Origin of the sequence: Haloarcula limicola (genome assembly GCF_010119205.1) — an archaeon.
GTDB lineage: Archaea > Halobacteriota > Halobacteria > Halobacteriales > Haloarculaceae > Haloarcula > Haloarcula limicola.
Map to the genome: position 1 here is coordinate 1789846 of NZ_WRXM01000001.1, position 23617 is coordinate 1813462.

Annotated in this window: 25 protein-coding genes and 1 tRNA gene; 13 read left to right on the forward strand and 13 right to left on the reverse strand. The window is 67.5% G+C overall.

Translation table 11 applies throughout. The annotated features are described in order from the left end of the window. Positions 1 to 90: 90 nt before the first annotated feature. From GO488_RS09260 to GO488_RS09270, 3 genes are all read right to left on the reverse strand, one after another. Positions 91 to 2064 (reverse strand): DUF460 domain-containing protein, encoded by a 1974-nt coding sequence (locus GO488_RS09260; protein WP_162317470.1) that lies wholly within the window; start codon positions 2062 to 2064, stop codon positions 91 to 93. A gap of 42 nt (positions 2065 to 2106) precedes the next feature. Then, complete coding sequence (locus GO488_RS09265) at positions 2107 to 4038, reverse strand: PAS domain S-box protein (RefSeq protein WP_162317471.1); 1932 nt, start codon at positions 4036 to 4038, stop codon at positions 2107 to 2109. A gap of 101 nt (positions 4039 to 4139) precedes the next feature. After that, positions 4140 to 4817, reverse strand: coding sequence for an enoyl-CoA hydratase/isomerase family protein (locus tag GO488_RS09270; RefSeq protein WP_162317472.1), 678 nt, complete (start codon positions 4815 to 4817; stop codon positions 4140 to 4142). Positions 4818 to 4877: 60 nt separating this feature from the next. Here GO488_RS09270 and GO488_RS09275 point away from each other — a divergent pair, with 60 nt between their 5' ends. The 3 genes from GO488_RS09275 (at position 4878) to GO488_RS09285 (ending at position 6462) form a co-directional block, all read left to right on the forward strand. Continuing rightward, positions 4878 to 5528 (forward strand): DUF7114 family protein, encoded by a 651-nt coding sequence (locus GO488_RS09275; protein ID WP_162317473.1) that lies wholly within the window; start codon positions 4878 to 4880, stop codon positions 5526 to 5528. A gap of 67 nt (positions 5529 to 5595) precedes the next feature. After that, a tRNA-Thr gene (locus GO488_RS09280) sits at positions 5596 to 5667 on the forward strand. 483 nt (positions 5668 to 6150) lie between these two features. Next, positions 6151 to 6462, forward strand: coding sequence for a hypothetical protein (locus GO488_RS09285; RefSeq protein ID WP_162317474.1), 312 nt, complete (start codon positions 6151 to 6153; stop codon positions 6460 to 6462). A gap of 76 nt (positions 6463 to 6538) precedes the next feature. On the opposite strand, the gene GO488_RS09290 is transcribed toward GO488_RS09285, so the two are convergent. Further along, the gene (locus tag GO488_RS09290; RefSeq protein WP_162317475.1) at positions 6539 to 6982 is read right to left on the reverse strand and encodes an acyl-CoA thioesterase; all 444 of its coding nucleotides are present in this window, start codon (positions 6980 to 6982) and stop codon (positions 6539 to 6541) included. A gap of 203 nt (positions 6983 to 7185) precedes the next feature. On the opposite strand from GO488_RS09290, the gene GO488_RS09295 reads away from it, so the two are divergent. Together GO488_RS09295 and GO488_RS09300 are read left to right on the forward strand one after the other, a co-directional pair. Then, on the forward strand, positions 7186 to 8484 hold the full coding sequence (locus GO488_RS09295; RefSeq protein ID WP_162317476.1) for a ferritin-like domain-containing protein: 1299 nt from the start codon (positions 7186 to 7188) through the stop codon (positions 8482 to 8484). A gap of 176 nt (positions 8485 to 8660) precedes the next feature. Next, positions 8661 to 8966: a DUF8036 family membrane protein gene (locus GO488_RS09300; protein WP_162317477.1), complete on the forward strand. Its 306-nt coding sequence runs from the start codon at positions 8661 to 8663 to the stop codon at positions 8964 to 8966. A gap of 126 nt (positions 8967 to 9092) precedes the next feature. Here the strand turns inward: GO488_RS09300 and GO488_RS09305 are convergent, their stop codons facing one another. After that, a complete protein-coding gene (locus GO488_RS09305) occupies positions 9093 to 10829 on the reverse strand; it encodes an ATP-dependent DNA helicase (protein ID WP_162317478.1) in 1737 nt (578 codons plus the stop codon). Positions 10830 to 10986: 157 nt separating this feature from the next. Here GO488_RS09305 and GO488_RS09310 point away from each other — a divergent pair, with 157 nt between their 5' ends. From GO488_RS09310 to GO488_RS09320, 3 genes are all read left to right on the forward strand, one after another. Then, positions 10987 to 11181, forward strand: coding sequence for a cold-shock protein (locus GO488_RS09310; protein ID WP_135305817.1), 195 nt, complete (start codon positions 10987 to 10989; stop codon positions 11179 to 11181). Between the two features lie 169 nt (positions 11182 to 11350). Beyond that, complete coding sequence (locus GO488_RS09315) at positions 11351 to 11743, forward strand: amphi-Trp domain-containing protein (RefSeq protein WP_162317479.1); 393 nt, start codon at positions 11351 to 11353, stop codon at positions 11741 to 11743. Then, positions 11740 to 12171, forward strand: coding sequence for a hypothetical protein (locus GO488_RS09320; protein ID WP_241692914.1), 432 nt, complete (start codon positions 11740 to 11742; stop codon positions 12169 to 12171). The genes GO488_RS09315 and GO488_RS09320 overlap by 4 nt, the downstream gene beginning before the upstream one ends. 13 nt (positions 12172 to 12184) lie before the next feature. Here GO488_RS09320 and GO488_RS09325 read toward each other — a convergent pair whose 3' ends face one another. Further along, entirely contained in the window at positions 12185 to 12403 is a 219-nt protein-coding gene (locus GO488_RS09325) for a DUF7561 family protein (protein ID WP_162317480.1), read from the reverse strand. Positions 12404 to 12466: 63 nt separating this feature from the next. On the opposite strand from GO488_RS09325, the gene GO488_RS09330 reads away from it, so the two are divergent. From GO488_RS09330 to GO488_RS09340, 3 genes are all read left to right on the forward strand, one after another. Beyond that, the gene (locus GO488_RS09330) at positions 12467 to 13327 is read left to right on the forward strand and encodes a YkgJ family cysteine cluster protein (protein WP_162317481.1); all 861 of its coding nucleotides are present in this window, start codon (positions 12467 to 12469) and stop codon (positions 13325 to 13327) included. Positions 13328 to 13397: 70 nt separating this feature from the next. Next, the gene (locus GO488_RS09335; protein ID WP_162317482.1) at positions 13398 to 14333 is read left to right on the forward strand and encodes an NAD(P)H-binding protein; all 936 of its coding nucleotides are present in this window, start codon (positions 13398 to 13400) and stop codon (positions 14331 to 14333) included. Beyond that, complete coding sequence (locus GO488_RS09340; RefSeq protein WP_162317483.1) at positions 14330 to 15064, forward strand: DUF7530 family protein; 735 nt, start codon at positions 14330 to 14332, stop codon at positions 15062 to 15064. Before GO488_RS09335 ends, GO488_RS09340 begins: the two co-directional genes overlap by 4 nt. Here GO488_RS09340 and GO488_RS19660 read toward each other — a convergent pair. After that, entirely contained in the window at positions 15051 to 15224 is a 174-nt protein-coding gene (locus GO488_RS19660; RefSeq protein WP_164509631.1) for a DUF5786 family protein, read from the reverse strand. The two genes, GO488_RS09340 and GO488_RS19660, sit on opposite strands and share 14 nt — an antisense overlap. A 156-nt stretch (positions 15225 to 15380) precedes the next feature. Here GO488_RS19660 and GO488_RS09345 point away from each other — a divergent pair, with 156 nt between their 5' ends. Next, positions 15381 to 16355 (forward strand): DUF5784 family protein, encoded by a 975-nt coding sequence (locus tag GO488_RS09345; RefSeq protein ID WP_162317484.1) that lies wholly within the window; start codon positions 15381 to 15383, stop codon positions 16353 to 16355. 32 nt (positions 16356 to 16387) lie between these two features. On the opposite strand, the gene GO488_RS09350 is transcribed toward GO488_RS09345, so the two are convergent. From GO488_RS09350 to lrp, 3 genes are all read right to left on the reverse strand, one after another. Continuing rightward, entirely contained in the window at positions 16388 to 17875 is a 1488-nt protein-coding gene (locus tag GO488_RS09350) for an MATE family efflux transporter (protein WP_241692915.1), read from the reverse strand. Between the two features lie 72 nt (positions 17876 to 17947). Continuing rightward, positions 17948 to 18547, reverse strand: coding sequence for a TetR/AcrR family transcriptional regulator (locus tag GO488_RS09355; protein ID WP_162317485.1), 600 nt, complete (start codon positions 18545 to 18547; stop codon positions 17948 to 17950). 78 nt (positions 18548 to 18625) lie between these two features. Next, a complete protein-coding gene (gene lrp, locus GO488_RS09360) occupies positions 18626 to 19081 on the reverse strand; it encodes an HTH-type transcriptional regulator Lrp (RefSeq protein WP_162317486.1) in 456 nt (151 codons plus the stop codon). A gap of 126 nt (positions 19082 to 19207) precedes the next feature. Here lrp and glnA point away from each other — a divergent pair, with 126 nt between their 5' ends. Continuing rightward, complete coding sequence (gene glnA, locus GO488_RS09365) at positions 19208 to 20563, forward strand: type I glutamate--ammonia ligase (protein ID WP_162317487.1); 1356 nt, start codon at positions 19208 to 19210, stop codon at positions 20561 to 20563. Between the two features lie 24 nt (positions 20564 to 20587). Here glnA and GO488_RS09370 read toward each other — a convergent pair whose 3' ends face one another. From GO488_RS09370 to GO488_RS09380, 3 genes are all read right to left on the reverse strand, one after another. Continuing rightward, entirely contained in the window at positions 20588 to 20734 is a 147-nt protein-coding gene (locus tag GO488_RS09370) for a hypothetical protein (protein ID WP_162317488.1), read from the reverse strand. Then, entirely contained in the window at positions 20734 to 21993 is a 1260-nt protein-coding gene (locus GO488_RS09375; protein ID WP_162317489.1) for a YihY/virulence factor BrkB family protein, read from the reverse strand. Before GO488_RS09375 ends, GO488_RS09370 begins: the two co-directional genes overlap by 1 nt. Positions 21994 to 22090: 97 nt before the next feature. Next, positions 22091 to 23527 (reverse strand): MATE family efflux transporter, encoded by a 1437-nt coding sequence (locus GO488_RS09380; protein ID WP_162317490.1) that lies wholly within the window; start codon positions 23525 to 23527, stop codon positions 22091 to 22093. Between the last annotated feature and the right edge of the window lie 90 nt (positions 23528 to 23617).

Below are 23617 nucleotides of genomic sequence, written 5' to 3' on the forward strand. Positions count from 1 at the left end.
CCTCCGGTCGGCGTCTCCCTACTGCTCGCGGGTCGTTCCTCCCCGCTCGCACTACGTGGTTCTCGCTCACTTCGTTCGCTCCGAACCACGCTACTCCTCTCCCGCGGACCCCGCCCGATGCTCGCTGATTATCTGATCGACCATCGCCGTGTTCTGTTCTTTCTCGCGGTCTTCGGCCCGGTCCTCCCAGTCTTCGATGGCCGCCTCGACCTCCCGTTCGCGGGCGATGGCGAGTTCGTCCACTTCCTGTACCGCGACCATATCGGCGGGAGCGACCGGAATGTCGTGTTCGAACAGCACCTCGTCGGCGGCGTCCGAGAGGTTGCCGTTCCGTAGGACGACGCGGGGACCGATGTCGGCGAGTCGCTGTGCCGTCGACCGGCCCGCGCCCGAGGCGTCGCGGAACAGCAGCACGTCGCCTTCAGCGAGCCCGAACCGCTCGTCGGCGTCGTCGATGGCGTCCCGCGTGAACTGGTCGACGACTTTCACCGGAACCAACCCCTCCTGTTTCTCGGAGACATCGGCGAAGTTCGAGTGGTCCAGTTTCCAGAGCGATTTCAGGCGTTCGAGTTTGGCCGCCAGTTCCTCGCGTCGCTCCTGTTCCTCCTCGACCTTGCGTTCCAGCGCGTCGTTGCGCCGCTCTAATCTGGTGACCTCGCGGTCCTTCCGGACCTCGCGGCGACCCTCCTGTCTGGCCTTCTCCAGTTGCTTGTCCTTCTCGTCGAGCCGGTCGTCTTTCTGCCGGATGGTCTCCTTGAGGTCCTCGACGTGTCCTTCGAGGCGGTCGATGCGGGCCTCCAGTCGCTGTATCTCCTTTTCCTCCTCGGTGAGTTCGCGCGGTTGGTGATCGGTGGCCGCCTCCTCGCTCTCGTCCTCGCCTTCGAGGTCCCGGAGGACGGCCTCGACGGATTCCTCGCCGGCGACGACGCGGTCGACGACGTGCCCGACCTCGTGCTGGGGCGGCACCTTCTCGGCGACGCGGTCGAACTGGCTCTCGTGGTGGTCGAAGGCGTACAGCGCTGCGGCCATCGCGTCCCGCTCGTGGTCGTTCTCGTAGCGCTCCTCGCGGGTCCGGTGTTTCTTCTCGTCGACCGGCAGGTCGCGTTCGGGCTCCCAGCCGGCGGCGTCGAACGACCGGCGGAACTTCTCGACGGTCTCCGGCATCGGCGTCACATCGGCGGCGAGGACGACCGGCCGCCCGCGTTCGATGATCCACTCGATGACGTCCGCGCGGTCGTTCGTCCGCGAGGAGTAGACGTCGAGCACCTCGCCGTCCAAGCCGACGATGGCGACCGCCGTCGTCGTCCCGGGGTCGACGCCGACGACGACGTGGTCCCGTCGCTTCGCCAGCGGCCGGAACTCGATGCCGTCCCGGCGGACCCGCTCCATCTCGACGCGCGTATCGCCCGAGCGATGGGTAGAGACGGGGATGTCGCTCGGTCGCCCCTCGACGCGGAAGACGGCGTTCGAGAAGCCGCCGTACTTCTCGGTGACCTCGCGTTCGTACTCCAGGCCCGCCGCGTCGAGTTCGGACTCGACCTCGCGAGCCTGCTTCTTCACCGCCCCGTGGATGCGCCGCGTGTATCGGTCCTCCGACCACCCACCCTTCCCCGTCGAGCGGCCGCGAGAGACCTTGACCTCGGTGGTGTCGGTGAAGGCCGACACCTCCTGCCCGACGTTGGCCGCGGCGAGTCGGGCGGCGGCTTCCGCTTCCTTCATGGGTTTCTTGCCGTAGGGGACGCCGTGTCGCTTGGCGACCCGCGAGAGCGGTTCCGGTCGCTCGTCGCCGGTCACCTGCACCAGCATCGTCTCGTCGGGTAGCGTCCCGAGGAAGTGGACCAACTGGTCCTTGTCGGCGGCCAGTTCGTACATGTTGTCCGTGGCGACGATGGCCGGTTCCTCGTCGTCGATTCGCCGACGGAGCTTTCGCCGCGACACCACGTCCCGCTGGATGCCTTCGCCGTCGTAGACCACCAGCGCGTAGGAGGGCGCGTCCCCGCGGACGTCCCCGCTCTGGATGTCGACCCCGAAGACGACGGCGTCGAGCGCTGCCGTGCGGTTCACGCCACGCTATAGCGGGCGAGTGATGATAAATCCGTCCCGGGCCTACTTCCCGAGGAACTCGACGTCGCGGAGCTCGACCTGTGCCCCGCCGGCGTCGCTCTCAGTCAGTCGACAGTCCCAGCCGTAGACGTCGGCGACCTCGCGGACGAAGGCGAGTCCGAGCCCCGTCCCCCGCCCGTCGCCCGTCGTCGTGTACCCCTCCTCGAAGACCCGTTCTCGGTCGGATTCGGGGACGCCGACGCCGTCGTCCGCGACCGAGAACCCGTCCGACAGCCGCTCGACGCGAACGGTGACGTCGTCTCCACCGTGCGTGATAGCGTTCTCGAAGAGGTTCCGAAACAGGTGCCGAACGTACGTCTCGTCGGCCGCCACCTCGCCGTCGACGTCGACCGACAGCGCCGCGGCACACGTCTCGACGTCCGCCCACGCGTCCCGCGCCACGTCGGCGAGCGAAACGGGCTCCCGTTCGCCCGTCGCGCCGTCGCCTCGGGTCAGCAAGAGCATGATATCGACCATCTCCTCGATGCGGTCGAAGGCCTCTTCGACGTACTCTACCGCCTCCGGATTCTCGTCGGTCGACAGCTGCTGGCTGTATATCTGGCCGATGGTGACCGGGTTGCGGATCTCGTGGGCGAGCATGCTCGCGAAGCTCTCCAGTTGCTCGTTTGACTGCTCCAGTTCCTCGATGGTCTCTTCGAGTTTGCGCTCGCGCTTGATCCGGTCGGAGATATCGCGGAAGTACACCGAGATACCGGACTCGGAGGGGTAGAGATTCGCCTCGACCCAGAAGTCGAGCGTGTCGTAGTAGAGCTCGTAGCTCGTCGGTTTCTGTTCGTCGCGCGCGGTGTGAAAGGCGTCCCAGACCTCGTCGATCTCGGCGGCCGAGGGGAAGACGTCCCAGAGGTTCTCGCCGACGAGCTCCTCCTCGGAGTGCTGGAGCAGCTCCTCGGCGCGCGCGTTGACGTGGGTGAATCGGAACTCCTCATCGAGCGCGTAGAAGGCGTCGGTGATGCGGGTCAGGATCTCTTCGAACTCGCCTTCGAGGCGGAGTCGGTCGGTGATGTCGGTGAACGTGAAAACGGCCCGACCGCCGTCGTCGTCATCGTCGTCGGTCCCCAGCGGCGATCCGTTGACCGACACCCAGACGCGCCGGCCGTCGGGTTTGCGCAAGCCGAGTTCCGCGTCGAAGATAGGTTCGCCGGACTCCACGACCCTGTTGAACGGCAGTTCCTCGGCCGGTAACGGGTCGCCCTGCGTGTCGACGAGGTCCCACCGCGAGTCGTCGTGAGAGAACAGTTCGAGTTCGTCTCGGCTCCGACCGTAGATCTCCTCCGCGCGCTCGTTCGCGAACTCGATGGTCCCGTCGGCTCCGACGATGACGATGCCGACCGGGCTGGTCTCGATAATCTGGGACTTGAGCAACTTCTCGGCTTCGAGACGGCGTCTCGTTCGCCGATTCTCGACTGTCGTGCTGAGGACGTTGCTGACGTTGTGGACGAAGCTAACGTCGGGGTCCGTGAAGTGCCCCGCCGTCGTCGAGTAAACGCCGAGTACTCCCCACGGCTCGTCGACCGACCCGATAATGGCCGTGATCCCGCTCTCGACGCCGCGTTCGTCGAGTAACTCGGTCGTAGCGAACCGCTCGTCCCGCCGGCAGTCCTCGACGAGGACCGGGTCGCCGGTTCGGAGCGTATAGCCCGCCTGTAACTCCGACCGAGTCGGTGTCGTCGCCGTCCCGACGTGGTCAGCTTCCCAGCCGGCACCACCCCAGAGACGGAGCGCGTCGTCCGCCGATCGCAACTCGAAGACGCCGCTGTACTCGGCGTGCAGCGTCTCGGCGACGGCGTCCGCCGCGTCCCGCAGTAGCCGGTCGAGGTCGTCGGTTTCGAGCGCCAGCTGGCCGATCTCGGCGACGACTTCCTGTCGACGGATGTGTCCACCTGCCCCATCCTCCGTCTCGGACGGCGATCCCATACCTCGTATTCGTTACTGGGCCGGTGGTAAACCTTTCTCTGCGGTGGAACGCGGAGATCTGGGTCCCGGCACGCGGGCGACGGGAAGCTCGGCTGTTCGACTCACCACTCCGCCCGGTCGACCAACCGCGCGAACGCCGACCGTTCGCGCTCCTCTTTGGTCCGCCGGTCGGCGTCGTCGCGAATCCGGTCTTTCAGCGTCCGCAGAGCCCGGGTATCGACCGCGGCCAGTTCGTTGGCGACCGAACGGGGGTCCTCGACGACGCGAGAGACGAGTCCCATTCGCAGCGCGGTCTCGGCGTCGATCGTTCGCCCCGACAGCGCGAGGTCCAGGGCCTCGCCCTCGCCGACGACGCGCGGGAGGCGAGCGGTGCCGCCCCACGCGCCGAACAGCCCCAGTTTCACGCCGGTTTCGGCGAACGTCGCCTCGGGCGTCGCGACGCGGAGGTCACAGGCCAGCGCCAGTTCGACGCCGCCGCCGCGGGCCGCCCCGTCGACGCCGGCGACGACCGCGCCGTCGTAGCGCTCGATGGCCGTCGTCACTCGCTGTCCCAGCGCGGCGAAGTCGGCTGCATCGTCGCCGTCGAGCCCGCGGACCACGTCGAGGTCAGCGCCGGCACAGAACGCCGCGCCGGCACCGCGGAGGTAGACGACCGGTTCCGTCGCGTCCGCCACCGCCGTTTCCAGATCCTCGAGCGCCTCGCGGTCGAGGGCGTTGCGCCGCTCCGGCCGGTCGAAGGTCAGCACGCGAACGTCCCCGTCGGCCGTCGTCCGGACCATGAACTGTCTGTTGCCGGTGTTTCCAAAGGTCTTTGCCCTTCCCTCCGCAACGTCACACCAATGGAGGAAGTGGCGGCGGTCCGCCGAGCGTCGTTGGCGGCGGTCGAAGACGTCGAACCCGAACGTCTCCGCGAACGCATCGCTGCGCGCCTCGACGACGCCTCGCTCTCCCCCGGAGTGTTGACGCTCGTCAGCGCCAGCGCCGCCCGCGAGCGCGCCGTCGACCCCGCCGACGGCCACGCCGACCACGCCGCCGGCGTCCAGTTGATCTACGAGGGACTCCGGCTCACCCGCCAGCTCGCCCGCGACGACCCGTGGACCGCCGGCGACCGCGACGACGCCGACCTCGACATCCTCATCGCCGACATCCTCGTCTCTCGGGGCTTCTACCTCCTCGCCCGAACCGAGGCCGCCGAGGCCGCCGTCGAGGTCGTCCGCGCGTTCGGCCACGACCAGACCGTCCAGCAGACCACCGGCGAGTCGCTGGACGCCAATCTGGAGGCCGACATCTGCGAACTCGCCGCCGTCACCGGCGTCGCCGCCGGCGGCGCCGCACCGACGGCCTCCCTCCGGGAGTACGCCGCCGCGCTGGCCGACGACGGCCTACCGACGAGCGCCCGTCTCGTCGGCGACGACGTGCTCGACGCGCTGACGACCCGGATCCACCCCGACCAGCCGCCGGGCGACGCCGAGGCCGCCGCCGACCACTGACAACCATCGCCACGCCGCCCCCGAATCGAAACGAATAAAGACAACTGCCGGCAACAACTGAGTGCGTGCCTGGGTAGCTTAGCGGTAAAGCGCGTCCTTGGTAAGGACGAGACCCCGGATTCAAATTCCGGCCTAGGCTTTTTCCACGAACTACGTCGCGGAGTTCCATCTCCGCGACTCACTGTGAGCGGACAAGCCGGACACGGAATTTGAATCGAGAGAAGACGCAGCGCGAGCGAAGCGAGTGACCGTCTTCGCGTAGTTCAAATTCCGGCCTAAGCTTCGTCCGACCACATTTCTGCGAGGCGCTCCGTCGCCGAGCGACCGCTGTAGCGGTAGTTCGAATAACAGAAAAGGAATGTGGCCGCTCAGGAGCAGTCGGGACAGGGGTTGCAACCTAAGCAGAAATAGTTACCGCAGTTCGGACACCAATCCATGTCCGTACGAGGCTTCTCTTTATGACATCGGGTACACATACCCATGAAATCTATACATGATTATTATTATTATATAATTGTTCCTGATACACCATTCATATACCAGCTCGCCACTTCTATCACAACATGGACAGTTACGGTCCACTAACGGCGGATGGGGACGGAATCGAACAGCGTGACGGGGCATGACCTGTCCGATCTGCGGGGGCGAAGTCGAGGGCGACACGGAGACTTACGTCAACCTCGTCTGTGACGAGTGCGACGACAGAGCGGTGAACGAGAACGGAGACGAACCGTGGCACGGCTGGCCGTCCGGTGAAGAACCGGAATCAAAAGAGGGGGCGGTTCAGTCGACTCCCGATCGAGGCGAGAATCCCGTGTTCATCGACGGCCAGAAGTGCTGGCGAAGATATCGCTTCGGGGGGTGGGTTACGATGAAAGACACGCACGACTGCGATAGCCTCGAAGAGTTCTACGAAGCACACGGGATGCGGTGAGTCAGAAGTCCTTCTCCGATCTACTGTACGATGACTTGATTGATACCACCGGTACTTTTCCGCGAGGTGTCGTCGCTCACTCCCGGTCGGGCTCCTCGGCGAGCGCTCGGTCGCGCAGCTCCTCGCACTTCTCGCCTCTCACCGTCAGTTCGGGGACCGGCACCGGCTTTCCGTCCTCGACGGCGACGAAGGTGGCGTAGGCGCTGGTGGTCTCCTCCGTCTCGCCGGTCCGGGGGTTCTCGGCGGCGACCTCGATTCGGACGCGGACGCTCGTCCGGCCGGTGGCGTAGGCGAACGACTCGACGCGGGCGGTGTCGCCGATGGGGATGGGCCGCTCGAAGTCGACGCGGGACATCTGAGCGGTGACGCAGGACTCCTCGGCGGCGCGCATCGCCGACATCGCGCCGATCTCGTCCATCCACTTCATCACGATGCCCCCGTGGGCGCTCTCGTAGTTGTTCGCGTGGGTCGGCTGGACGCGCTCGCGGTTGACGATGTGCGTGTCGGCGACGGCTGGCATGAACGGCGGTACACCGCCGCCGCGGATAACGGTTGACACTGCGACCGAATTCGCACTAGTATATTTCTCTTCACGTTTAGAATTAACTTTCAGAGTATGCTATCGCACCAAACCGGGCGGAATTTGGGTGAGAGTTCCGCCGGAATGCCGTCGGAATTCGGAAAATTCCCTTTAGTAGGGGTCGGGTTTGTTCGCCCGTCGATATGAGTCCGAACGACGACACCACTGACCGTACGCGGCGCGCATTCCTCGGAACCACTGCCACGCTCGGCTCGATCGCCATCGCCGGGTGTGCGAGCGAAGGCGACCCCTCGGTCGCTGCCCAGTCGGAGATGACGGAAACCGAGACGGGCACCGAGATGGGAACCGAGACGGCTACCGACGAGGACAACGCCGCGCCGGACGTCCCGATACTCAACTACGCGCTCACCCTCGAACACCTGGAGAACGCCTTCTACCGCGAGGGCCTGGAGACGTTCAGCGACGACGAGCTGAGCGGCGCGGACGTGCTCTCGGGCCTCAACGGACAGATCTGTAGCGAGGTGCCCGAGTACCTCCAGACCGTCGGCGACCACGAGGCCGCCCACGTGAAGGCGATCAGCGCGACCGTCGAGAAGCTCGGCGGGACGCCGGTCGAAGAGGGCGAGTACGACTTCGGCTACGAGACGCCCAGCGAGTTCCTCGCCGTCGCCGAGGCCTTAGAGAACACCGGCGTCGCCGCCTACGCCGGCGCGGCACCGATGGTCGTGAACAACGAGGTCCTCGGTGCGGCCGCGGGCATCCACAGCGTCGAGGCCCGCCACGCGTCGTTCCTGAACCTCGTCAACGGCTCCTCGCCGTTCCCCGAGGCCGTCGACGAGGCCAAGTCGATGAGCGAGGTCCTCGAGATCGCCGGGCAGTTCGTCACGAGCGAAGTGGACGCGAGCGTCTACGAACTCGAAGACGACCGGCCCGCACCGCAGCGAAAAGAGGAGGACGACACGAGCGACGTGGACGTCCTGAACTACGCGCTCACTCTCGAGCACCTGGAGAACGCCTTCTACCGTGAGGGCCTCGAGGCGTTCAGCGACGACGAACTGATGCACGCGGACGCGCTCTCGGAGTTCAGCGACGAGCTCAAGATGCTGGTGCCGGACCACATCGAGACCGTCGGCGCTCACGAAGCCGCACACGTCTCCGCGATCAGCGATACCATCCAGAAGCTCGGCGGGACGCCGGTCGAGGAGGCGACCTACGACTTCGGCTACGAGACGCCCAGCGAGTTCCTCGCCGTCGCCAAGGCCCTGGAGAACACCGGCGTCGCCGCCTACAAGGGCGCCGTCGACACGGTGTCGAACGACGACGTGTTCGCCGCGGCGCTCGGCATCCACAGCGTCGAGGCGCGACACGCCGCGTTCCTCAACGAACTCAACATGACGTCGCCGTTCCCCAAAGCCGTCGACGAGCCGAAGTCCATGTCGGAAGTCAAAGAGATCGCCGGGCAGTTCATCGTCGAGTCCTGAGCGACCGCGACTGACCAGTTCGGACTCTCGGTTCCGACCGGCGTCGGCCGAGCGAACACCCTCCAAACGAAGATGACCGAGCACCAGCGTCACCGGGTCGCCGCCCGACCGATATCGGCGGCTGACACGCCGCTCCCCGCTGATCCGTTTTCGTTCGGCCGCCGGGGGAGACCGCCATGAGCGTCTGGCTCGACCTGGCCCGTCTCGCGGCCGTCGTCAACGTCGCGTTGCTCCTCGTCCTCGGCGGCGTCTGGATCCGAAACTACCGGCGACTGCACTCGAAACACACGCTCGGCCTGTCGCTGTTCGCGGCGCTGCTGTGCGTCGAAAACGCGTTCGCGCTGTACGTCTACACGCTGGACCCGGTACTGTCGGTCTGGTTCGGAACGGCGGTCCCCGACCCGGCGTGGCAGGCGATGGTCGCGTTGCACGCGCTCGAGACGGTCGGTCTCGCCGTCCTGACGTGGGTTACGCTCGACTGAGCGTCGTAACGCCTAATTGGCCGACCGAGAAAGAGGAGGCATGGACAGACAGCAGATACTGGCGGTCATCCTCACCGTCCTGATGGTGGGGTCGTCGGTCGCCTACGCGCTCGCGTTCACCATCTTCTAATCCCAGACGTCCGAGAGCGGGTGGTCGCTCGACGACCCGCCCCCGGACCGGGAGCGCGAGCGGTCGTGACGGCGCTTCGCCCCGGAGTCGATGCCCGCGAGCGCGCGGTCGGGCGCGAACGGCGGGAGGTCGGGGTCGCTCGTCCGGTCGACCTGCTGGCGGAACCAGTCGGGCATGTCGTGGCGGGCGCGCTCGAAGAGGTCAAGCAGCGAGGAGTCCGCCAGATACGTCGCGCCGTAGTCGTCGGGCGCACGCACGACGCGACCGCAGCCCTGGATCACGGTTCTGAGCGCCGTCCGGTAGTACCAGCCCCACTGGTCGTCTTCGAGGCGACGGGCGACGCGCGAGTCCCGGGTGTTGGGATAGGGGGCCTTACAGAGCACCTGCCAGCGACAGAGGTCGCCCTCCAAGTCGAGGGCCTCCTCCATCTTCACCGAGAGGAACACGTCGGGGTTCTTGCTGCGCTTCCACGCGGCGAGCGCGCCGTCTCGGCCCTCTTTGTCGTGGGTACGAACGCGGACGCCGACGCCGAAGTCCTCCAGCAGTTCCTCCAACTGCTCCTGAATCGCATAGGAGTGGCAGTGAATCAGGCCCTTCTCGTCGGGGTGGCGGGCCATGATGCGGACGATGGAGCGGGCCACCTCGGGGAGCGTGTCGTCGCGGTGTTCGTAGGTCATCTTCCCCTGTGTCACGTCGTACAGCGGGCGGTTCTCGACCGGGAAGGTGTGGCCCACCTCGACGAGCGCGACGTTGTCGGGGTCGAGCCCGACGTTGGCACAGAAGGCGTCCTTGTTGAGAATCGTCGCCGACAGCAGGGCGAACTTCTCGCCCCGCTCCCAGACGGTGTGCTTGAGGTAGCGCTCGGGGTTCATCGGCTTGACCGTCACCGGCGCGCCCTCGCCGTCGGCCTGGTCGACCACCCACGTCGTCGCGCTGTCGGGGTCGCGGTAGTCCTCCTGGAACCACGAGAGGTCGCTTCGGAGTTTGTTCAGCGAGTCGCGTTCGGCCACCTCCTCGGGGCCGAGTTCGGCGTTGCCACGCAGTTCCTTCACGCGGCGCTCGGCCAGCGATTCGACGCGCTCGGCCAGCGAGAGGGCGTCGTCGAGACCGCCGACGTTCGGGATGTCGAGGTCGTTCCACATCGGAATGGTCTCGGGAGAGAGGTCGATGGTGGCGTACATCTCCGCCCACTCGCCCAGGCCGTGGGCCTCATCGATGACCACGACGTCGCGTTTCCCGAACACGTCGCTGCCGGCGGTCTGCATGAAATAGGCGAGCGTCATCGCGGCGATGCGGCGGTTCGAGGCGATGGCGCGGTCCGAGAAGTACGGACACCGATGCTTGACCTGACAGTCGAACTCCCGTTCGCGCACGCACGGGGCCTGATTCACGGGCGTGTCCGTCTCGCCGGGGAGGATGCAGTCGTAGTTGTTCTTCCCGCGGATGACACAGAGGTCCTCTAGGAGGGCGTCCTCGGCCACGTCGTCGAGTTGCGAGACCTGCGGCGTCGTGTAGTAGGCGTCGACGACCTGTTCGGGCGCGGCCTCGCCCGCGGTGCGGGCACAGCCCGCGATGGCGCGAGCGAGCAGGGACTTGCCGCTCCCGGTCGGGGCGCGCACGAGGACGACGTCGTTGCCGCCCTCGAACGCCGCCCGAATGTCCGAGAGCGCCGCCTTCTGGTTCCCCCGATAGCTCGGGGCGGGAAACTCGTCGTGGATCCGCGCCGGGTACACGGGCGAAGGCAACGCGCCGGCGGGCGTAAACCTTTCCTGTCAGCCGGGAGCGCCGCCCTCTCGGAACGACCACCGTGAGTCGTGTGCACACATACGCGTTCGTGGTACCGTGACTCTCAGAACCCTTATCCCTCCCCCGCCTGTACGATTGATTGCAATGGCAAACGGTAAGGTTGACTTCTTCAACGACACTGGCGGCTACGGTTTCATCTCGACTGACGACGCGGACGAGGACGTGTTCTTCCACATGGAAGACGTCGGCGGCCCGGACTTAGAAGAGGGCGAGGAGATCGAATTCGACATCGAACAGGCCGACAAGGGCCCCCGCGCGACGAACGTCGTTCGGCAGTAAGGCGGATTTCCGGTCGCCGCGCGGCGACCACATCTACCCTTTCTTGTCACACTACACGACCGGAGAGCGGCGGCACCGACTCGCGTCGGCTGTTCGTTCAGCGGCGCGAGCGACCCTGCAAGTTCAACCCGCCATCTCTTTCAGCGGTAGTCCCTAGGCACCGTAGCCTATGGCTGAGACGACCGCACACAGCGAGAAGCGGACCCGAGCGGAAACCGCCGAGTTCCTGCGAGCGCTGGCCGACGAGTTGGACGGCGGCAGCGGGCGAATCCGCGTCCCCATCGGGAACAAGGAGGTCCAGCTCTCACCGCCGGAGACCATCGACACGGAGTCGGTGGTGACCGAGCGATCGCGGCGACTGCGCAAAGACGTCGAGCAGCTGGCGCTCACCTTCCAGTGGAACCCCGCGAAGGACACCGCCGAGTCCGATTCGACGGCGACCGAATCCGATTCGACGACGACCGAGTCCGATTCGGCGGCGTCGACCGAGCCCGACGAGGACGACGGTCGAGAGCCCGGCTCCGAGCCGACGATCGAGGGCGAATCGGAGACGGGCCGATGAGCTCGGTCGCGCTTGCGATTGCAAGCGTCTTTCCGGGGGTCGTCTTGCAGTCGACCGGCGGGGCGGAGGACATCGCGAGCGCCGTCCTCGTCTTCCTCGTGAGCCTGCTCGTCGGCGTCGCGGCGATAAACCTCGGCGCGCAGGTGCTCATCGACCGCGACACGGGGTACCGGCGAGCCACCGTGACGGCGCTCGTCGGCGCGCTGGTCTACACGCTCGTCGGGTTCTTCCTCGGCTGGATCCCGCTGCTCGGCCCGATACTGATGTTGCTCGCGTGGGTCGCCGTCATCAACTGGCAGTACCCCGGCGGCTGGCCGACGGCGGCGGGCATCGCCCTCGTCGCGTGGCTGGGAGCCGTCCTCATCCTCTTCGGCCTCGCACAGGTGGGATTCGTCACGCCCGAGGCGATGGGCGTCCCCGCGGCGTAGGCCGCGACGGCAGTCAGGGCGACTCCTCCGGGAGCGCCGCCACGTCCGCCGCGGTGACCTCGTGGTCGTCGGGCAGGCGGTCGATACAGGAATAACAGAGGAAGTGCTCGGTGCCGTCGCCGAGTTCCAGCACGATCCCCTCGGTGGGCCGGGCCTTCTGGGTCCAGATGTTGGCGATACCGCCGGCGATCGAGACGCTCGTTCCACAGCCGTCGCAGGGCTGGGATGCCATGCCGTGACTACTCCCGGCAGGCGTAAGGGCGTTTCTTTTTGCGCCGTGGTATCAACTAGCGGTATGGAGGTCGACTGCGAGGGCTGTGCGGGCTGTTGCATCGACTGGCGACCCCTCACCGACGCGGATATCGACCACGAGCGACGCGGCCCCTTCGAGCCGCTCGACGACACCTACAACCTCGTTCCGCTGGCCCGCGAGGAGATTCGGGGGTTCGTCGAAGCGGGCTATGGCGACGCGCTCCGACCGCGGCTGTGGCGGGCCGAAGACGACGAGCGCAGCGTCGCGCTCGATGGCGTGGACGTGGCGGCCATCGACGGCCGCCCGGTCTTCTTCGTCGGGTTGCGAAAGCCGCCGAAGGCCGTCGGGCCGTTCGGGACGCCGCCGACATGGCTCCGGACCTGCGCCTTCCTCGACCCGACGACGCTGCAGTGCCGCGTCCACGGCGACGACCTGTATCCCGAGACGTGCGCTACCTACCCCGGCGAGAACCTCGCGATGGACGTCGAGACGGAGTGCGAACGCGTCGAGTCGGCCTACGGCGGCCAGCGACTGCTCGACGACGCGCCGCCGGACGTGACGCCGCTGTTCGGCCCCGCCGCCGTGGGCGAGCGGGTGTTCGTCCACCCCGAGCCCGACCGCGTCGCGGGGTCGGTCGGTCGGTTCCGCGACGACGACCTGACGCCCGAGGACCGCGCGGAGTTCGTCGCCGTCGCCGCGGCGTCCAGTCCGGGGACGCTCGCCATCAACGACGAGCGATACGAACAGACGCTCGAAACGGTCCTGACCGCCGACTCGTGGACGGGCCGGGCCATCGACCGGTGGACCGATGCCGCCGACGAACTCGGGGAAGCGGCCCCCGACCCGGCTGTCGCCGAGGAGATCGAGGACGACGACGGCGCGCCGCCCACGCCGGGTTGGTAGTCGGCGAGCGAGGGAGGCCGTCGGTCTCCGGGGAGTGCATTTTAACCCGCTGCCGCCCCGTGAGTGTGACATGCACGTGTTGGTGACCGGCGCGACGGGGTTCGTGGGGGGGCACCTCGTCCCCGCGCTCCGCGCCGCCGGCCACGACGTCCGCGCCCTCGTCAGGGACCCGTCGGCGTACGACGCGCCCGAGGGCGTCGAGGTGGTGTGCGGCGACCTGCTGGAACCGGAAAGTCTCGACGCCGCCCTCGACGGGATAGACGCAGCGTACTACCTCGTCCACTCCATGCGGTCCGGTCCCGACTACGTCGAGCGCGACCGGCGGGCCGCGACGAACTTCCGGGCCGCCGCCGATTCGGCGGGCCTCGACCGCGTCGTCTACCTCTCCGGCCTCGGCGAGGACGACGAGCTTCGGTCGGCGCACCTGCGTTCGCGCCGCGAGGTGGAGTACCTGCTCGGCGAGGGGCGCTACGACCTGACGACGCTTCGGGCGGCCATCATCATCGGGACCGGCAGCGCCAGTTTCCGCCTCGTCCGCGAACTGGCCGAGCGCCTCCCGGTGATGTTCACCCCGCGCTGGGTCCGGACCGACTGTCACCCGATCGCCATCGCGGACGTGGTCGAGTACCTCCTCGGCGTCCTCGATGACCCGGCGACGGCGGGGGAGACGTACGAGATCGGCGGGCCGGAGGTGTTGACCTACGCCGAGATACTTCGACGGACCGGCGAAGTGATGCACGGCGTCGAGCCGCGCGTCGTCCCGATTCCGATACTGAGTCCGCGCCTCTCCGCGTGGAGCATCGGGCTCGTGACGGACGTGCCCTCGACCGTCGCTCGGCCGCTCATCGACGGCCTGAACACGCCCGTCGTCGCGACCGACGACGCCATCGAAGGGCGTATCTCGGTCTCGCTGACGCCGTTCGAGACGGCCGTCGAGCGGGCGCTCGCCGGGACGCGGCCGGACGCCGTGAGGCGGGCGGTCGCCGCCGCCGGTGACTCCCGATGAGCGGCGAGAGCCCACCGCCCGAGTACGGCGAGACGTGGGTGTACGAGAGCATCGTCAAGGCGCTTCCGGGGATCGATATACCCACGTGGGCGGCGCTCGCCATCCAACTGGTCGTCTTCGAGGTGGCCGTCGTCGCGATGGCGTGGTACTACGACGTCTGGAACGCCGCCGTCGCCGCGACGGCGGTCATCTTCGTCGCCACCGTCGGGAGCATCGAGATGCTGCGTATCAGCACGCTCGTCCGCCGCATCGACGTGCCGCCGACGTACAGCGCGCTCCTGTTCTCCTCGAACATGGAGGTCGTGCTGTCGGTGCTCGCCTACATCGCCATGTTGACCCACCTGTTCGTCTTCGACCCGCAGGTGTCCGAGACGCCGCTCGTCACGACGCTGTTCGGCCCGGAGCCGCCGGTGTTGGTGGTGTATCTGACCTTGCTCATCCTCTGGGACGTCTGCTATCGCATCGGCACCGGGTGGTGGGCCAGCATCACCGGGCTCTGGCGGTCGCTGCGCTTTCGCTTCGAACCCGAGACGGCGCGGGTGTTCCAGCGCGCCGACGTCGAGACGTGGGGCTTCGGCGTCCTGCAGCTCGTCTTGCTCCCGTTCGTCTTAGACCAACCGGTCCTGCTGGCGTCGTTACTCGCACACGTCGCCGCGGTGACGGTCGTGACGGCCGTCTCCGTGACGCTGCTACAGGTCCGGTCGCGAGAACCCGACGCTACTCGGAGTTGATCTGTTTGAACTGGTCGAGTAGCTCCTCGGTAGACTCCTCGTCGCCGTAGGTGACGGTCCCGTGATACGCTGTCCGGTCGTCGTCGTCGGACGTGTCGACCTCGGTGTTCTTGCGCTCACGGCGTTCGTGTTCGTCGTCGTCATACGCTCCCATAGACATAGGTTACCACACTCAAACTTGCGTGGTAATACGTATCAATGTAACGGTCGTGGAAGAATGGGCGATACAGCGCCTATATACCGACTATATCCCCGTTTCGGCCCGTCTTTCCGGTCAAGCGGAACGCACAAGGTCACGGGCCGACTAGGGAGCGACGTGGCAGGCCCGCTCCGATTTCGCTACTCGACCGACCGCTGGAACGCCGACCGCGTTCGGCGTGACCTCCTCTCCCCGCTCGACGACACCTTCGGGGCCGAACTGAACGGTCCCTGGTTCGCGCCGCCCGAGGGATGGGCCGCCAGGCGGCTGGAGATGGACAACGGCGACCTCGCGCTGTTCTGCTGGAACGGCGACGAGGCCTACTGGCTCGGCAACACCGAGACGCCCGAGACGCTCTGGCGCACGGAGAAGTACACCTTCGAGGAGTCGCCCGACGCCGTCTCGGAGTGGGGCCAGCGCGAACTGCTCGCCCAGCTGGAGGTCGAGGACCCGTGGCTCACCGAGTACGACCACCTCTCGCGGTTCTTCCTCCCGGTCTTCCTCTCGAAGGACGGCCGCGACTCCACGCGGACCTTCTTCCGGGACCACGCCGGGGGGTTCCCCGACGCCGACCGCGAGGCAGGCCTCGCCTTCTACGACGACTTCCTCGGCACCGGCGTCTTCGACGCCCACCGCTACACGATGGCGAGCAAGCTCGGCACCAGCGACGGATTCGACCTCTCGCGGATGCAGGCGACGATGGGCGAGTTCAACGCCGCGAAACTGCTCGTCGACGCCGGCAGCGAGATCGAACCGGAGGTCGAACTCGGCTCGGGTCACTCCGTGGACTTCCGAGTCGAGGACACCCTCGTCGAAGTGACGCGCCCCCGGCCGCCCGCTCGTCGGCAGGCCGACACCGCCATCGGTGCGCTGAAGGCCTCCGGCGACGCCAAGACCCGCGACCAACTGGCCGCCCACCCCGGTGCGGTGCTCGTGGTCGACTGCTCGTCCTTCCACGACGACGAGTGGCGACGGGTCCTGGGCGAACGCCCCGGCGTCGGCTACGAACCGCTCGTCGCGTTCCGCTACCGTCCGGACGGCACCGTCGAGGGGTACTCACACGGCTCGGTGCCGTTCCCGCTCCCGTTCTGAGAAGCCGCGCGGAACCGCGTTCGCAAGTCCCGTCAGTCGTCGGCGATGGCCGGTTCGGCGTCCGTCCGCGGGTCGGCCTCGCGCCACGTCCCCCGCAGGAACCACGCCAGCGCGATGCCGGCGGCGAGCACGTTCGAGACGCCGAACGAGAGCCAGATTCCCTGTTCCGCGAGCGACGCCGCGAAGAGGTCGACGACCCACTCCCCGAGCCACGCCGGCACCGCGACCGGCCGGGAGGCGACCCAGGCGATCGGCAGGCGGATGACGCCGAGCATCAGCACGGCCAGCGCCGCCGACACGAGCGTCTTGCCCGCTCCTCGGAATCCGCCGGAATAGGCCCGGATGATGCCGATGAATCCGAAGGTCGGGGCGACCCACTGGAGGAACTCCGCGCCGATCCCGACCACGTCGGGGTCGTCGCTGAACACGCCGACGACCGCCGGCGCGGCGAAGATGGTGACGACGCCGATGGCGGTGAGGACGACGAAGGAGAACTTCGCCGCGAAGTGGTTCGCCTCCGCGGCGCGGTCGGGGCGGTCCGCCCCGAGGTTCTGGCCGGTCATCGTCTCGACGCCCCGGTCCATGGCGATGGCGGGCATGAACACCAGCGAGAACACGCGGATGCCGACGCCGAAGGCGGCGACGACGGTGACCGAGAACGTCCCGACGATGAACAGCATCGCGTTGACCGACAGCGCCCGCCCGGTCCCCTCGACGGAGGCCGGGACGCCCAGCCGCAGTAGCTTCCCGAGGTACTCGAAGTCCGGCACCATGTCGCCCGGCCGGACGCGGATGCCGCGGTTCCCCCGCAGCATGATGGCGACGCCGACGGCGAAGGCCAGTCCCCGCGAGAAGACGGTGGCGACGGCCGCGCCGACGACGCCCAGTTCGGGGAGCGGCCCCCACCCGAAGATGAGGAACGGGTCCAGGGCGATGTTGAGGAGGACGGTGCCGAACATCACGAGCATCGGCGTGATCGTGTCGCCGGACCCGCGCATCAGCGAGATGAACACGAAGAAGCCGAACATCGTCGAGAGGCCCAACGAGACGACCTGCAGGTAACCCGTCGCGCCGGGTAGGATCTGCTGTGAGGCCCCCAGAAGCGACAGGAAGTCCTTGACGAAGAAGAAGCCGACCGCGCCCAGTAGCAGCGACGCCGTGACCGCGAAAGTGAGCGTCTGCGAGGCGGCGTACTCCGCTTTCTCCGGTTCGTCGGCCCCGGTGTGCTGGGCGACGAGAACGCTACCGGCCACCGACAGGCCCATCCCCAGCGAGATGAGCAGGAAGATCATCGGGAACGCGAAGGAGATGGCCGCCAGCGCCGTCGTGCTGTACTGGCCCAGCCAGAACGTGTCGGCGAGGTTGTACGCGACCTGTAGCAGGTTCGTCACGACGATGGGAAAGGAGAGATAGAGCAGCGGCTTCCCGATTGGGCCGCTCGTGAGGTCCAACTCCTCCTGGCCCTTGAACAGCGCCCCGACGCGTTCGGCGAGGGCCCGCACTCCATCGCGGGCCGTCACGGTTCGGTCCCCCGTGTGTGCCCGGTCACGGTTCGGCTCCCCGTTCGCGTCCGGCCCCCCGTGTGCGCGCGGTCACGTCTCGACCTCCCGCGTGCGGTCCGTGAGGAGGTGCGTCTCGACGTACTCCGTGAGCATCCGCCGGGTGCACTCGACCGAGCGCCCCGAGGTGACGCGCTCGGTGGCCGCGCCGGTCAGCACCGTCACGAGGAAGCGGGCGGTGTCCTCGGCGTCCATCTCCGGGTCGAAGGTCCCGTCCTCGACGCCCGCTTCGAGGATCGCCTCCAGTTCGCCCGCGAGGTACTCGTCGAACTCCGTCAGGCGCTCGCGGAACCCCGGCTCGTAGGGTGCCTGTGCGCGGATCTCGAGGATCGCGGTCCCGAACTGCTCGCTGTCGTCGTCCGGTCTGTCGAGCACCGCGTCGACGAACGCGACCAGCCGCTCGTAGGCGTTCTCGCCGGCGACGCCCGACGTGCGCTCGACGAAGCCGTCGTAGAGATATTCCAGAAAGGCACACAGCAGGTCGTGTTTGCTGTCGTAGTGGTAATGTAGCGCCGCCTTGCTCTTTCCCGACTCGTCCGCGATGTCCTGCATCGTCAGATCGGCGTATCCGTTGGCACAGAGGGCGCGGTACGTCGCGGCCATGATCTCTTCGCCGGTGTCGCCGTCGCTCATTACCACTCACTAGCTGACCAGCCAGTCAAGTAGCCGTCGGTTCGCCCGACTCGCGGACGTCCGAACCGGAGAACCCCCCTATTCGAGGTCGAGGTCGAACTGCTCGTTCTCGCTGGCCGTGTTCAACACGACCGACGTGTTCGACTCCTTGATCTCGGGGTCGGTCAGCAGCTCCTTGATCTGGGCGTTCATCCCGTCCGTATCGGAGAACTTCCCGATGGCGATGATGTCGTAGTCGCCGGTGACCTCGTAGACCGAGACCATCTGCTTGTGGTTCCTGAGACTCTCCGTCACGTCCGGGAGCGAGGACCCCTCGACTTTCAGCTGGATGATGGCCGTCACGTCGTATCCCAGCGCGCCGTAATCGACTTTCGGTGTGTAGCCGTTGATGATCCCGTCGTCCTCTAGGTCCGAGAGGTGGTTCGAGACCGTCGTCACGGAGACGTCTAAGTCCTCACCGAGGCTTCGCAGGCTCGCGCGGCCGTCCCCCAGAAGGGCATTCACCAACTCACGGTCGAGATTTTCGTACGTCATTACACCCACACAGTAGCTCGGGGGATTAGAATTTTACGAATGTCCAACTGCGTGCGGGGAGTGCGGAATCTTTGCGCAAAACGGCAGGGTTTTAGTAGTAGCACCACTCCTACTCGGTGTTCAAAGATGACAAGCGAACTCTCAGACGAGGCACAGAGCGTACTCGACGAGATCGAAGAGCAGAACGTCGACTTCCTCCGGCTGCAGTTCACGGACATCCTCGGGACGGTCAAGAACGTCTCCATCACGGCGGACCAGGCCGAGAAGGCCTTCAGCGAAGGCATCTACTTCGACGGCTCCTCCATCGACGGCTTCGTTCGCATCCAGGAGTCGGACATGCGTCTCGAACCCGACCCCGAGACCTTCGCCGTCCTCCCGTGGCGCGAGAACGTCGAGGGGGGTTCCAGCGCTCGCCTCATCTGTGACGTCTTCGATACGTCGACCGGCCAGCCGTTCTCCGGCGACCCGCGCGGCGTCCTCAAGCGGGCCATCGACCGCGCCGAGGAGATGGGTTACACCGTCAACGCCGCCCCCGAACCGGAGTTCTTCCTCTTCGAGGAGGACGAGGACGGCCACGCCACGACGAAGACCAACGACGCCGGCGGCTACTTCGACCTCGCGCCGAAGGACCTCGCGAGCGACGTCCGCCGCGACATCATCTACGGCCTCGAAGCGATGGACTTCGACATCGAGGCCTCCCACCACGAGGTCGCACAGGGCCAGCACGAGATCAACTTCACGTACGACGACGCCCTGTCGACGGCCGACAACGTCGCCACCTTCCGCTCGGTCGTCCGGGCCATCGCGGCCGAACACGACCTGCACGCGACGTTCATGCCCAAGCCCATCGCCCGCATCAACGGGTCGGGCATGCACACGCACATGTCGCTGTTCACCGAGGACGGCGAGAACGCCTTCCACGACGACGACGACGAGTTCAACCTGAGCGAGACGGCCAAGAGCTTCACCGCCGGCATCCTCGAACACGCGCCCGCCATCACCGCCGTCGCCAACCCGACGGTCAACTCCTACAAGCGCCTGGTCCCCGGCTACGAGGCCCCCGTCTACGTCGCCTGGTCCGACCGCAACCGCTCGGCGCTCATCCGCAAGCCGGCCGCCCGCACGCCGGCCGCCTCGCGCGTCGAACTCCGCTCGCCGGACCCGTCCTGTAACCCCTACCTCATGTTCGCGGCGATGATCCACGCCGGTCTGGACGGCATCGAACAGGACATGGAGTGCGAGGACCCGGTCCGCGAGAACATCTACGAGTTCGACGAGGAGAAGCGCGAGGAGTACGGCATCCAGACGCTCCCGAGCAACCTCGGCGAGGCCATCGACGCCCTCGAAGCCGACGAGACCGTCCAGGACGCGCTGGGCGAACACGTCTACGAGAACTTCGTCGAGGCCAAGCGCCAGGAGTTCCAGGAGTACCTCGTCGACGTCTCCGACTGGGAACTCGAACAGTACCTCGAGAAGTTCTGAGCGGCCGACACTCGTTCTCTCTTTTCAGTCCCGCGTAGCGACGGTCACGCGGGCATGCATCGACTGTTGCGGACTACTATAGAGGCCGTCGAGTCGGATACCGAACGCGGAGAAGACCGTGACTGCGTGAGGGGCGCTCGACAGCACGTCGGCGATGCCGACGCCTCGCATCAGCTCCGCCAGTCGCGGACCCGGTCGATGACCCGTCCGGGCAGTCCCGTCGCGCGGAAGGTGATCCCGGTCAGTAGCATCATCACGTACAGCCCGAGCGTCGAGAGCCAGACCACCAGCATCGAGAGGACCGCCCACAGCCCCGAGAGCCAGTAGAACGCGGCCATCGTCATCACCGTGCCGTACAGTAACACGACGTACGGACCCCAGCCGCGGGCGTGGCCCCGGCGCATCCGCCGACGGACGTACCGGCGGAGGTCCTCCCTGACCTCGTCGCGGTGGAGGGTCCGGTCCTCGACGTCGTCGCGGAACGACTCGAACTCCTCGCGCAGCTGGGCGAGTTCCTCGTCGGACAGGTCCTCGACACCGCGCTCGCGGGAGCCAGTCGTGCTCGCCCCGTCTGGCGGTGGCGTCTCACCGGATGCTCGGTCGGCGTCCTCACTCATCGCTCTGCCGGAACGTCGGGTCGGTTCCTGTTGTAGTTGCCGGTCCGGGACGCCGGCCAGCACCGCGTTGAGCGCCGCCCCCACGAGCAGGATCTGGCCGGCGAAGTAGAACCACGTCACCAGCAGGAGCACGCCGCCGATGACGCCGTAGAGCTGGAAGCTCCCCGCGGCGGCGGCGTAGACGCCGAACCCCGTCGCCAACACGGTCCAGCCGAGGGCGGCGAACGCCGAGCCCGGAACGGCCTCCCGGATCGTCAGTCTGTGGTCCGGAAAGACGTAGTACAGCGGGAGGAACGCGACGGTGAGTATCGGGACCAGCGCGAGTCCGGAGAGCGCTACCTCGACGCCGAACAGCCCCCCGAGCGAGGCGATAACCGCGAGCCCAACGAGCGCCAGTCCGATGCCGAACAGCGCCGACAGCGCGTCCGTGATAGAGTCGAGGAACGTGTTCGCCTCGGTCGTCCCGTACATCCGCGAGAAGGCCACGTCGAGACCGCGAAGCACCTTGAGCGTGCCCCAGACGGTCGTCGCGAGCCCCAGCACCGTCGCTCCGCCCCGCCCGACGGCGCTGGTGAGCGCGTCCGCAAGCAGTTCGGCCGCCGTCGGCGACAGCGCGTCCCCGACGGCCGCGACGACCCGCGCTGCGAACGCCTCGCCGCCGAAGAAGGAGCCGACGACGAGCGAGAGGAGGAGAAACGGCAACAGCGAGACGAACATGTAGTAGGCGATGCCGGCCGCCAGAAACGACACCTGCTGTTCCCGGACTGTGCGAACGAGGTCGCGGACGACGGAGACGGCGCGGTTGCTGGCCACGACGGGAGGTGGGACGGGCGCTACATATACCTCGTCGCTGCGTGATACTCGGCGAGCGCGACGGCGGGCGGTCAGTCGTTTCGCGGACGCCGGAGGTTCAGTCGTCCAAGGCGGCGTCGGGCCGATACGAGCGGCTCACGGCGCGCCACGCCCCCGACCGGAAGCGGTGGTACGTGACGGCGGCGGGGACGGCCGTCTCGGCGAGCATCGAGGCGTACAGCGCCGAGACACCGATCGCGGGGACCGAGACGCCCGCGTAGGCGATGGGGAGCGCGAACAGGTACATCCCGGCGAGCTGGGAGTAGAACGGCCAGCGCGTGTCGCCGCTGGCTCGGAGCGGGCCGGTCGCGCCGCCGTCGACGCCCCGGAAGACGACGGTGAGACAGGCGACGGCGACGAACGTCGTCACGAGGCCCAGTCCGGCGGCGTCCTCGACGAACAGCCGGCTTATCTGCCGGGAGAAGGGCGCGAGCCCGAGGGCGACGGCCACGTAGACGCCGACGCCGAGGCGGAAGACGGTCTGTGCCCACCGCGTCGCGTCGGATTCGTCGTTCTCGCCGAGCGCCTGGCCGACGAGGCTGCTGGAGGCGAGACTGAGTCCCCAGTTCGGCGTGTCGAGCAGGGCGCGCACGCGGAGGGCGACGACGTACGCCGAGACGACGGTCGGACCGAACAGGCCGACGATGAACAGCCGGGGGAACTGCGCTCCGGTGCGGGCGAGGTTAGACCCGACGAGCGGCGACGCCACCGACGCGAGGTCGCGGGCCAGCGACGCGTCGACGAACGGCCGCGAGAGCGGGATCCGGACCGGGAAGTCGAGTCCGGGGAGCCCGCCGCGAACGAGGCCGACGGCCAGCGCCGCGGTGACGAGGACGTTGGCGATGACGGTCCCGACGGCCGCGCCGACGACGCCCATCCCCAGCCCGAAGATGAGGACGGCGTTGAGGACGACGTTGACCACCGCGCCGCCGCCCCGGAGTATCATCGGCGAGTAGGCGTCGTCCGCGCCGACGAGGGTCCGGCTGCCGACGAGGTTCAGCGCCGCGAACGGCACGCCGACGGCGAGCGTTCTGAGGTACTGCTCGCCGTAGGCGACCGCGTCGGCTCCCGACCCGACGAGGCCGATCAGCGTCCCCGGAGCGTACCAGAACGCCGCCGTCAGCGGCAGCGTGACGGCGACGACGACGGCGGCGCTGGTCGTCACCGTCAGCCCCAGTTCCTCGCGGGCGTCCGCGCCGAAGCGCTGGGAGACCATCCCGATGGTCCCCCCGCCGACGCCGCCGCCCAATGCGAACGCCAGTCCCCAGAAGGGCGCGGCGAACCCGACGCCGGCGATGGCGACCTGGCCCAGCGCGAGCCCGACCATCGCCACGTCGGCCGTCGACTTCGACATCCGAGCGAGACCGGTGACGATGCGGGGCCACGCGAGGTCCGTCGCCCGCGCGATTCGGTCGCGCTCGACCAGTCCCGCACGCGAGAGCAGGCCGCCAACCGACAGGAGGAGGCCGCGGACGGGGTTGTAGCGGGAGGGCACTCGGAGGGCTAGCCGGCGGACGCTCAAATGGGTTAAGAAGCCGCGCCCTCGGATCGACCGATACGCACGTAACGGTCGAGGTCCAAGCGC

What these genes read in the sequence shown, in the direction of transcription:
- GO488_RS09270 (WP_162317472.1), bottom strand. Translation starts at nt 4,817, where the DNA reads ATGGTCCGGACGACGGCCGACGGGGACGTTCGCGTGCTGACCTTCGAC.
- GO488_RS09325 (WP_162317480.1), bottom strand. Translation starts at nt 12,403, where the DNA reads ATGGCATCCCAGCCCTGCGACGGCTGTGGAACGAGCGTCTCGATCGCC.
- GO488_RS09330 (WP_162317481.1), top strand. Translation starts at nt 12,467, where the DNA reads ATGGAGGTCGACTGCGAGGGCTGTGCGGGCTGTTGCATCGACTGGCGA.
- GO488_RS09300 (WP_162317477.1), top strand. Translation starts at nt 8,661, where the DNA reads ATGAGCGTCTGGCTCGACCTGGCCCGTCTCGCGGCCGTCGTCAACGTC.
- GO488_RS09285 (WP_162317474.1), top strand. Translation starts at nt 6,151, where the DNA reads ATGACCTGTCCGATCTGCGGGGGCGAAGTCGAGGGCGACACGGAGACT.
- GO488_RS09370 (WP_162317488.1), bottom strand. Translation starts at nt 20,734, where the DNA reads ATGCGAGGCGTCGGCATCGCCGACGTGCTGTCGAGCGCCCCTCACGCA.
- GO488_RS09275 (WP_162317473.1), top strand. Translation starts at nt 4,878, where the DNA reads ATGGAGGAAGTGGCGGCGGTCCGCCGAGCGTCGTTGGCGGCGGTCGAA.
- GO488_RS09290 (WP_162317475.1), bottom strand. Translation starts at nt 6,982, where the DNA reads ATGCCAGCCGTCGCCGACACGCACATCGTCAACCGCGAGCGCGTCCAG.
- GO488_RS09355 (WP_162317485.1), bottom strand. Translation starts at nt 18,547, where the DNA reads ATGAGCGACGGCGACACCGGCGAAGAGATCATGGCCGCGACGTACCGC.
- GO488_RS09265 (WP_162317471.1), bottom strand. Translation starts at nt 4,038, where the DNA reads ATGGGATCGCCGTCCGAGACGGAGGATGGGGCAGGTGGACACATCCGT.
- GO488_RS09310 (WP_135305817.1), top strand. Translation starts at nt 10,987, where the DNA reads ATGGCAAACGGTAAGGTTGACTTCTTCAACGACACTGGCGGCTACGGT.
- GO488_RS09320 (WP_241692914.1), top strand. Translation starts at nt 11,740, where the DNA reads ATGAGCTCGGTCGCGCTTGCGATTGCAAGCGTCTTTCCGGGGGTCGTC.
- lrp (WP_162317486.1), bottom strand. Translation starts at nt 19,081, where the DNA reads ATGACGTACGAAAATCTCGACCGTGAGTTGGTGAATGCCCTTCTGGGG.
- glnA (WP_162317487.1), top strand. Translation starts at nt 19,208, where the DNA reads ATGACAAGCGAACTCTCAGACGAGGCACAGAGCGTACTCGACGAGATC.
- GO488_RS09295 (WP_162317476.1), top strand. Translation starts at nt 7,186, where the DNA reads ATGAGTCCGAACGACGACACCACTGACCGTACGCGGCGCGCATTCCTC.
- GO488_RS09340 (WP_162317483.1), top strand. Translation starts at nt 14,330, where the DNA reads ATGAGCGGCGAGAGCCCACCGCCCGAGTACGGCGAGACGTGGGTGTAC.
- GO488_RS09315 (WP_162317479.1), top strand. Translation starts at nt 11,351, where the DNA reads ATGGCTGAGACGACCGCACACAGCGAGAAGCGGACCCGAGCGGAAACC.
- GO488_RS09335 (WP_162317482.1), top strand. Translation starts at nt 13,398, where the DNA reads ATGCACGTGTTGGTGACCGGCGCGACGGGGTTCGTGGGGGGGCACCTC.
- GO488_RS19660 (WP_164509631.1), bottom strand. Translation starts at nt 15,224, where the DNA reads ATGTCTATGGGAGCGTATGACGACGACGAACACGAACGCCGTGAGCGC.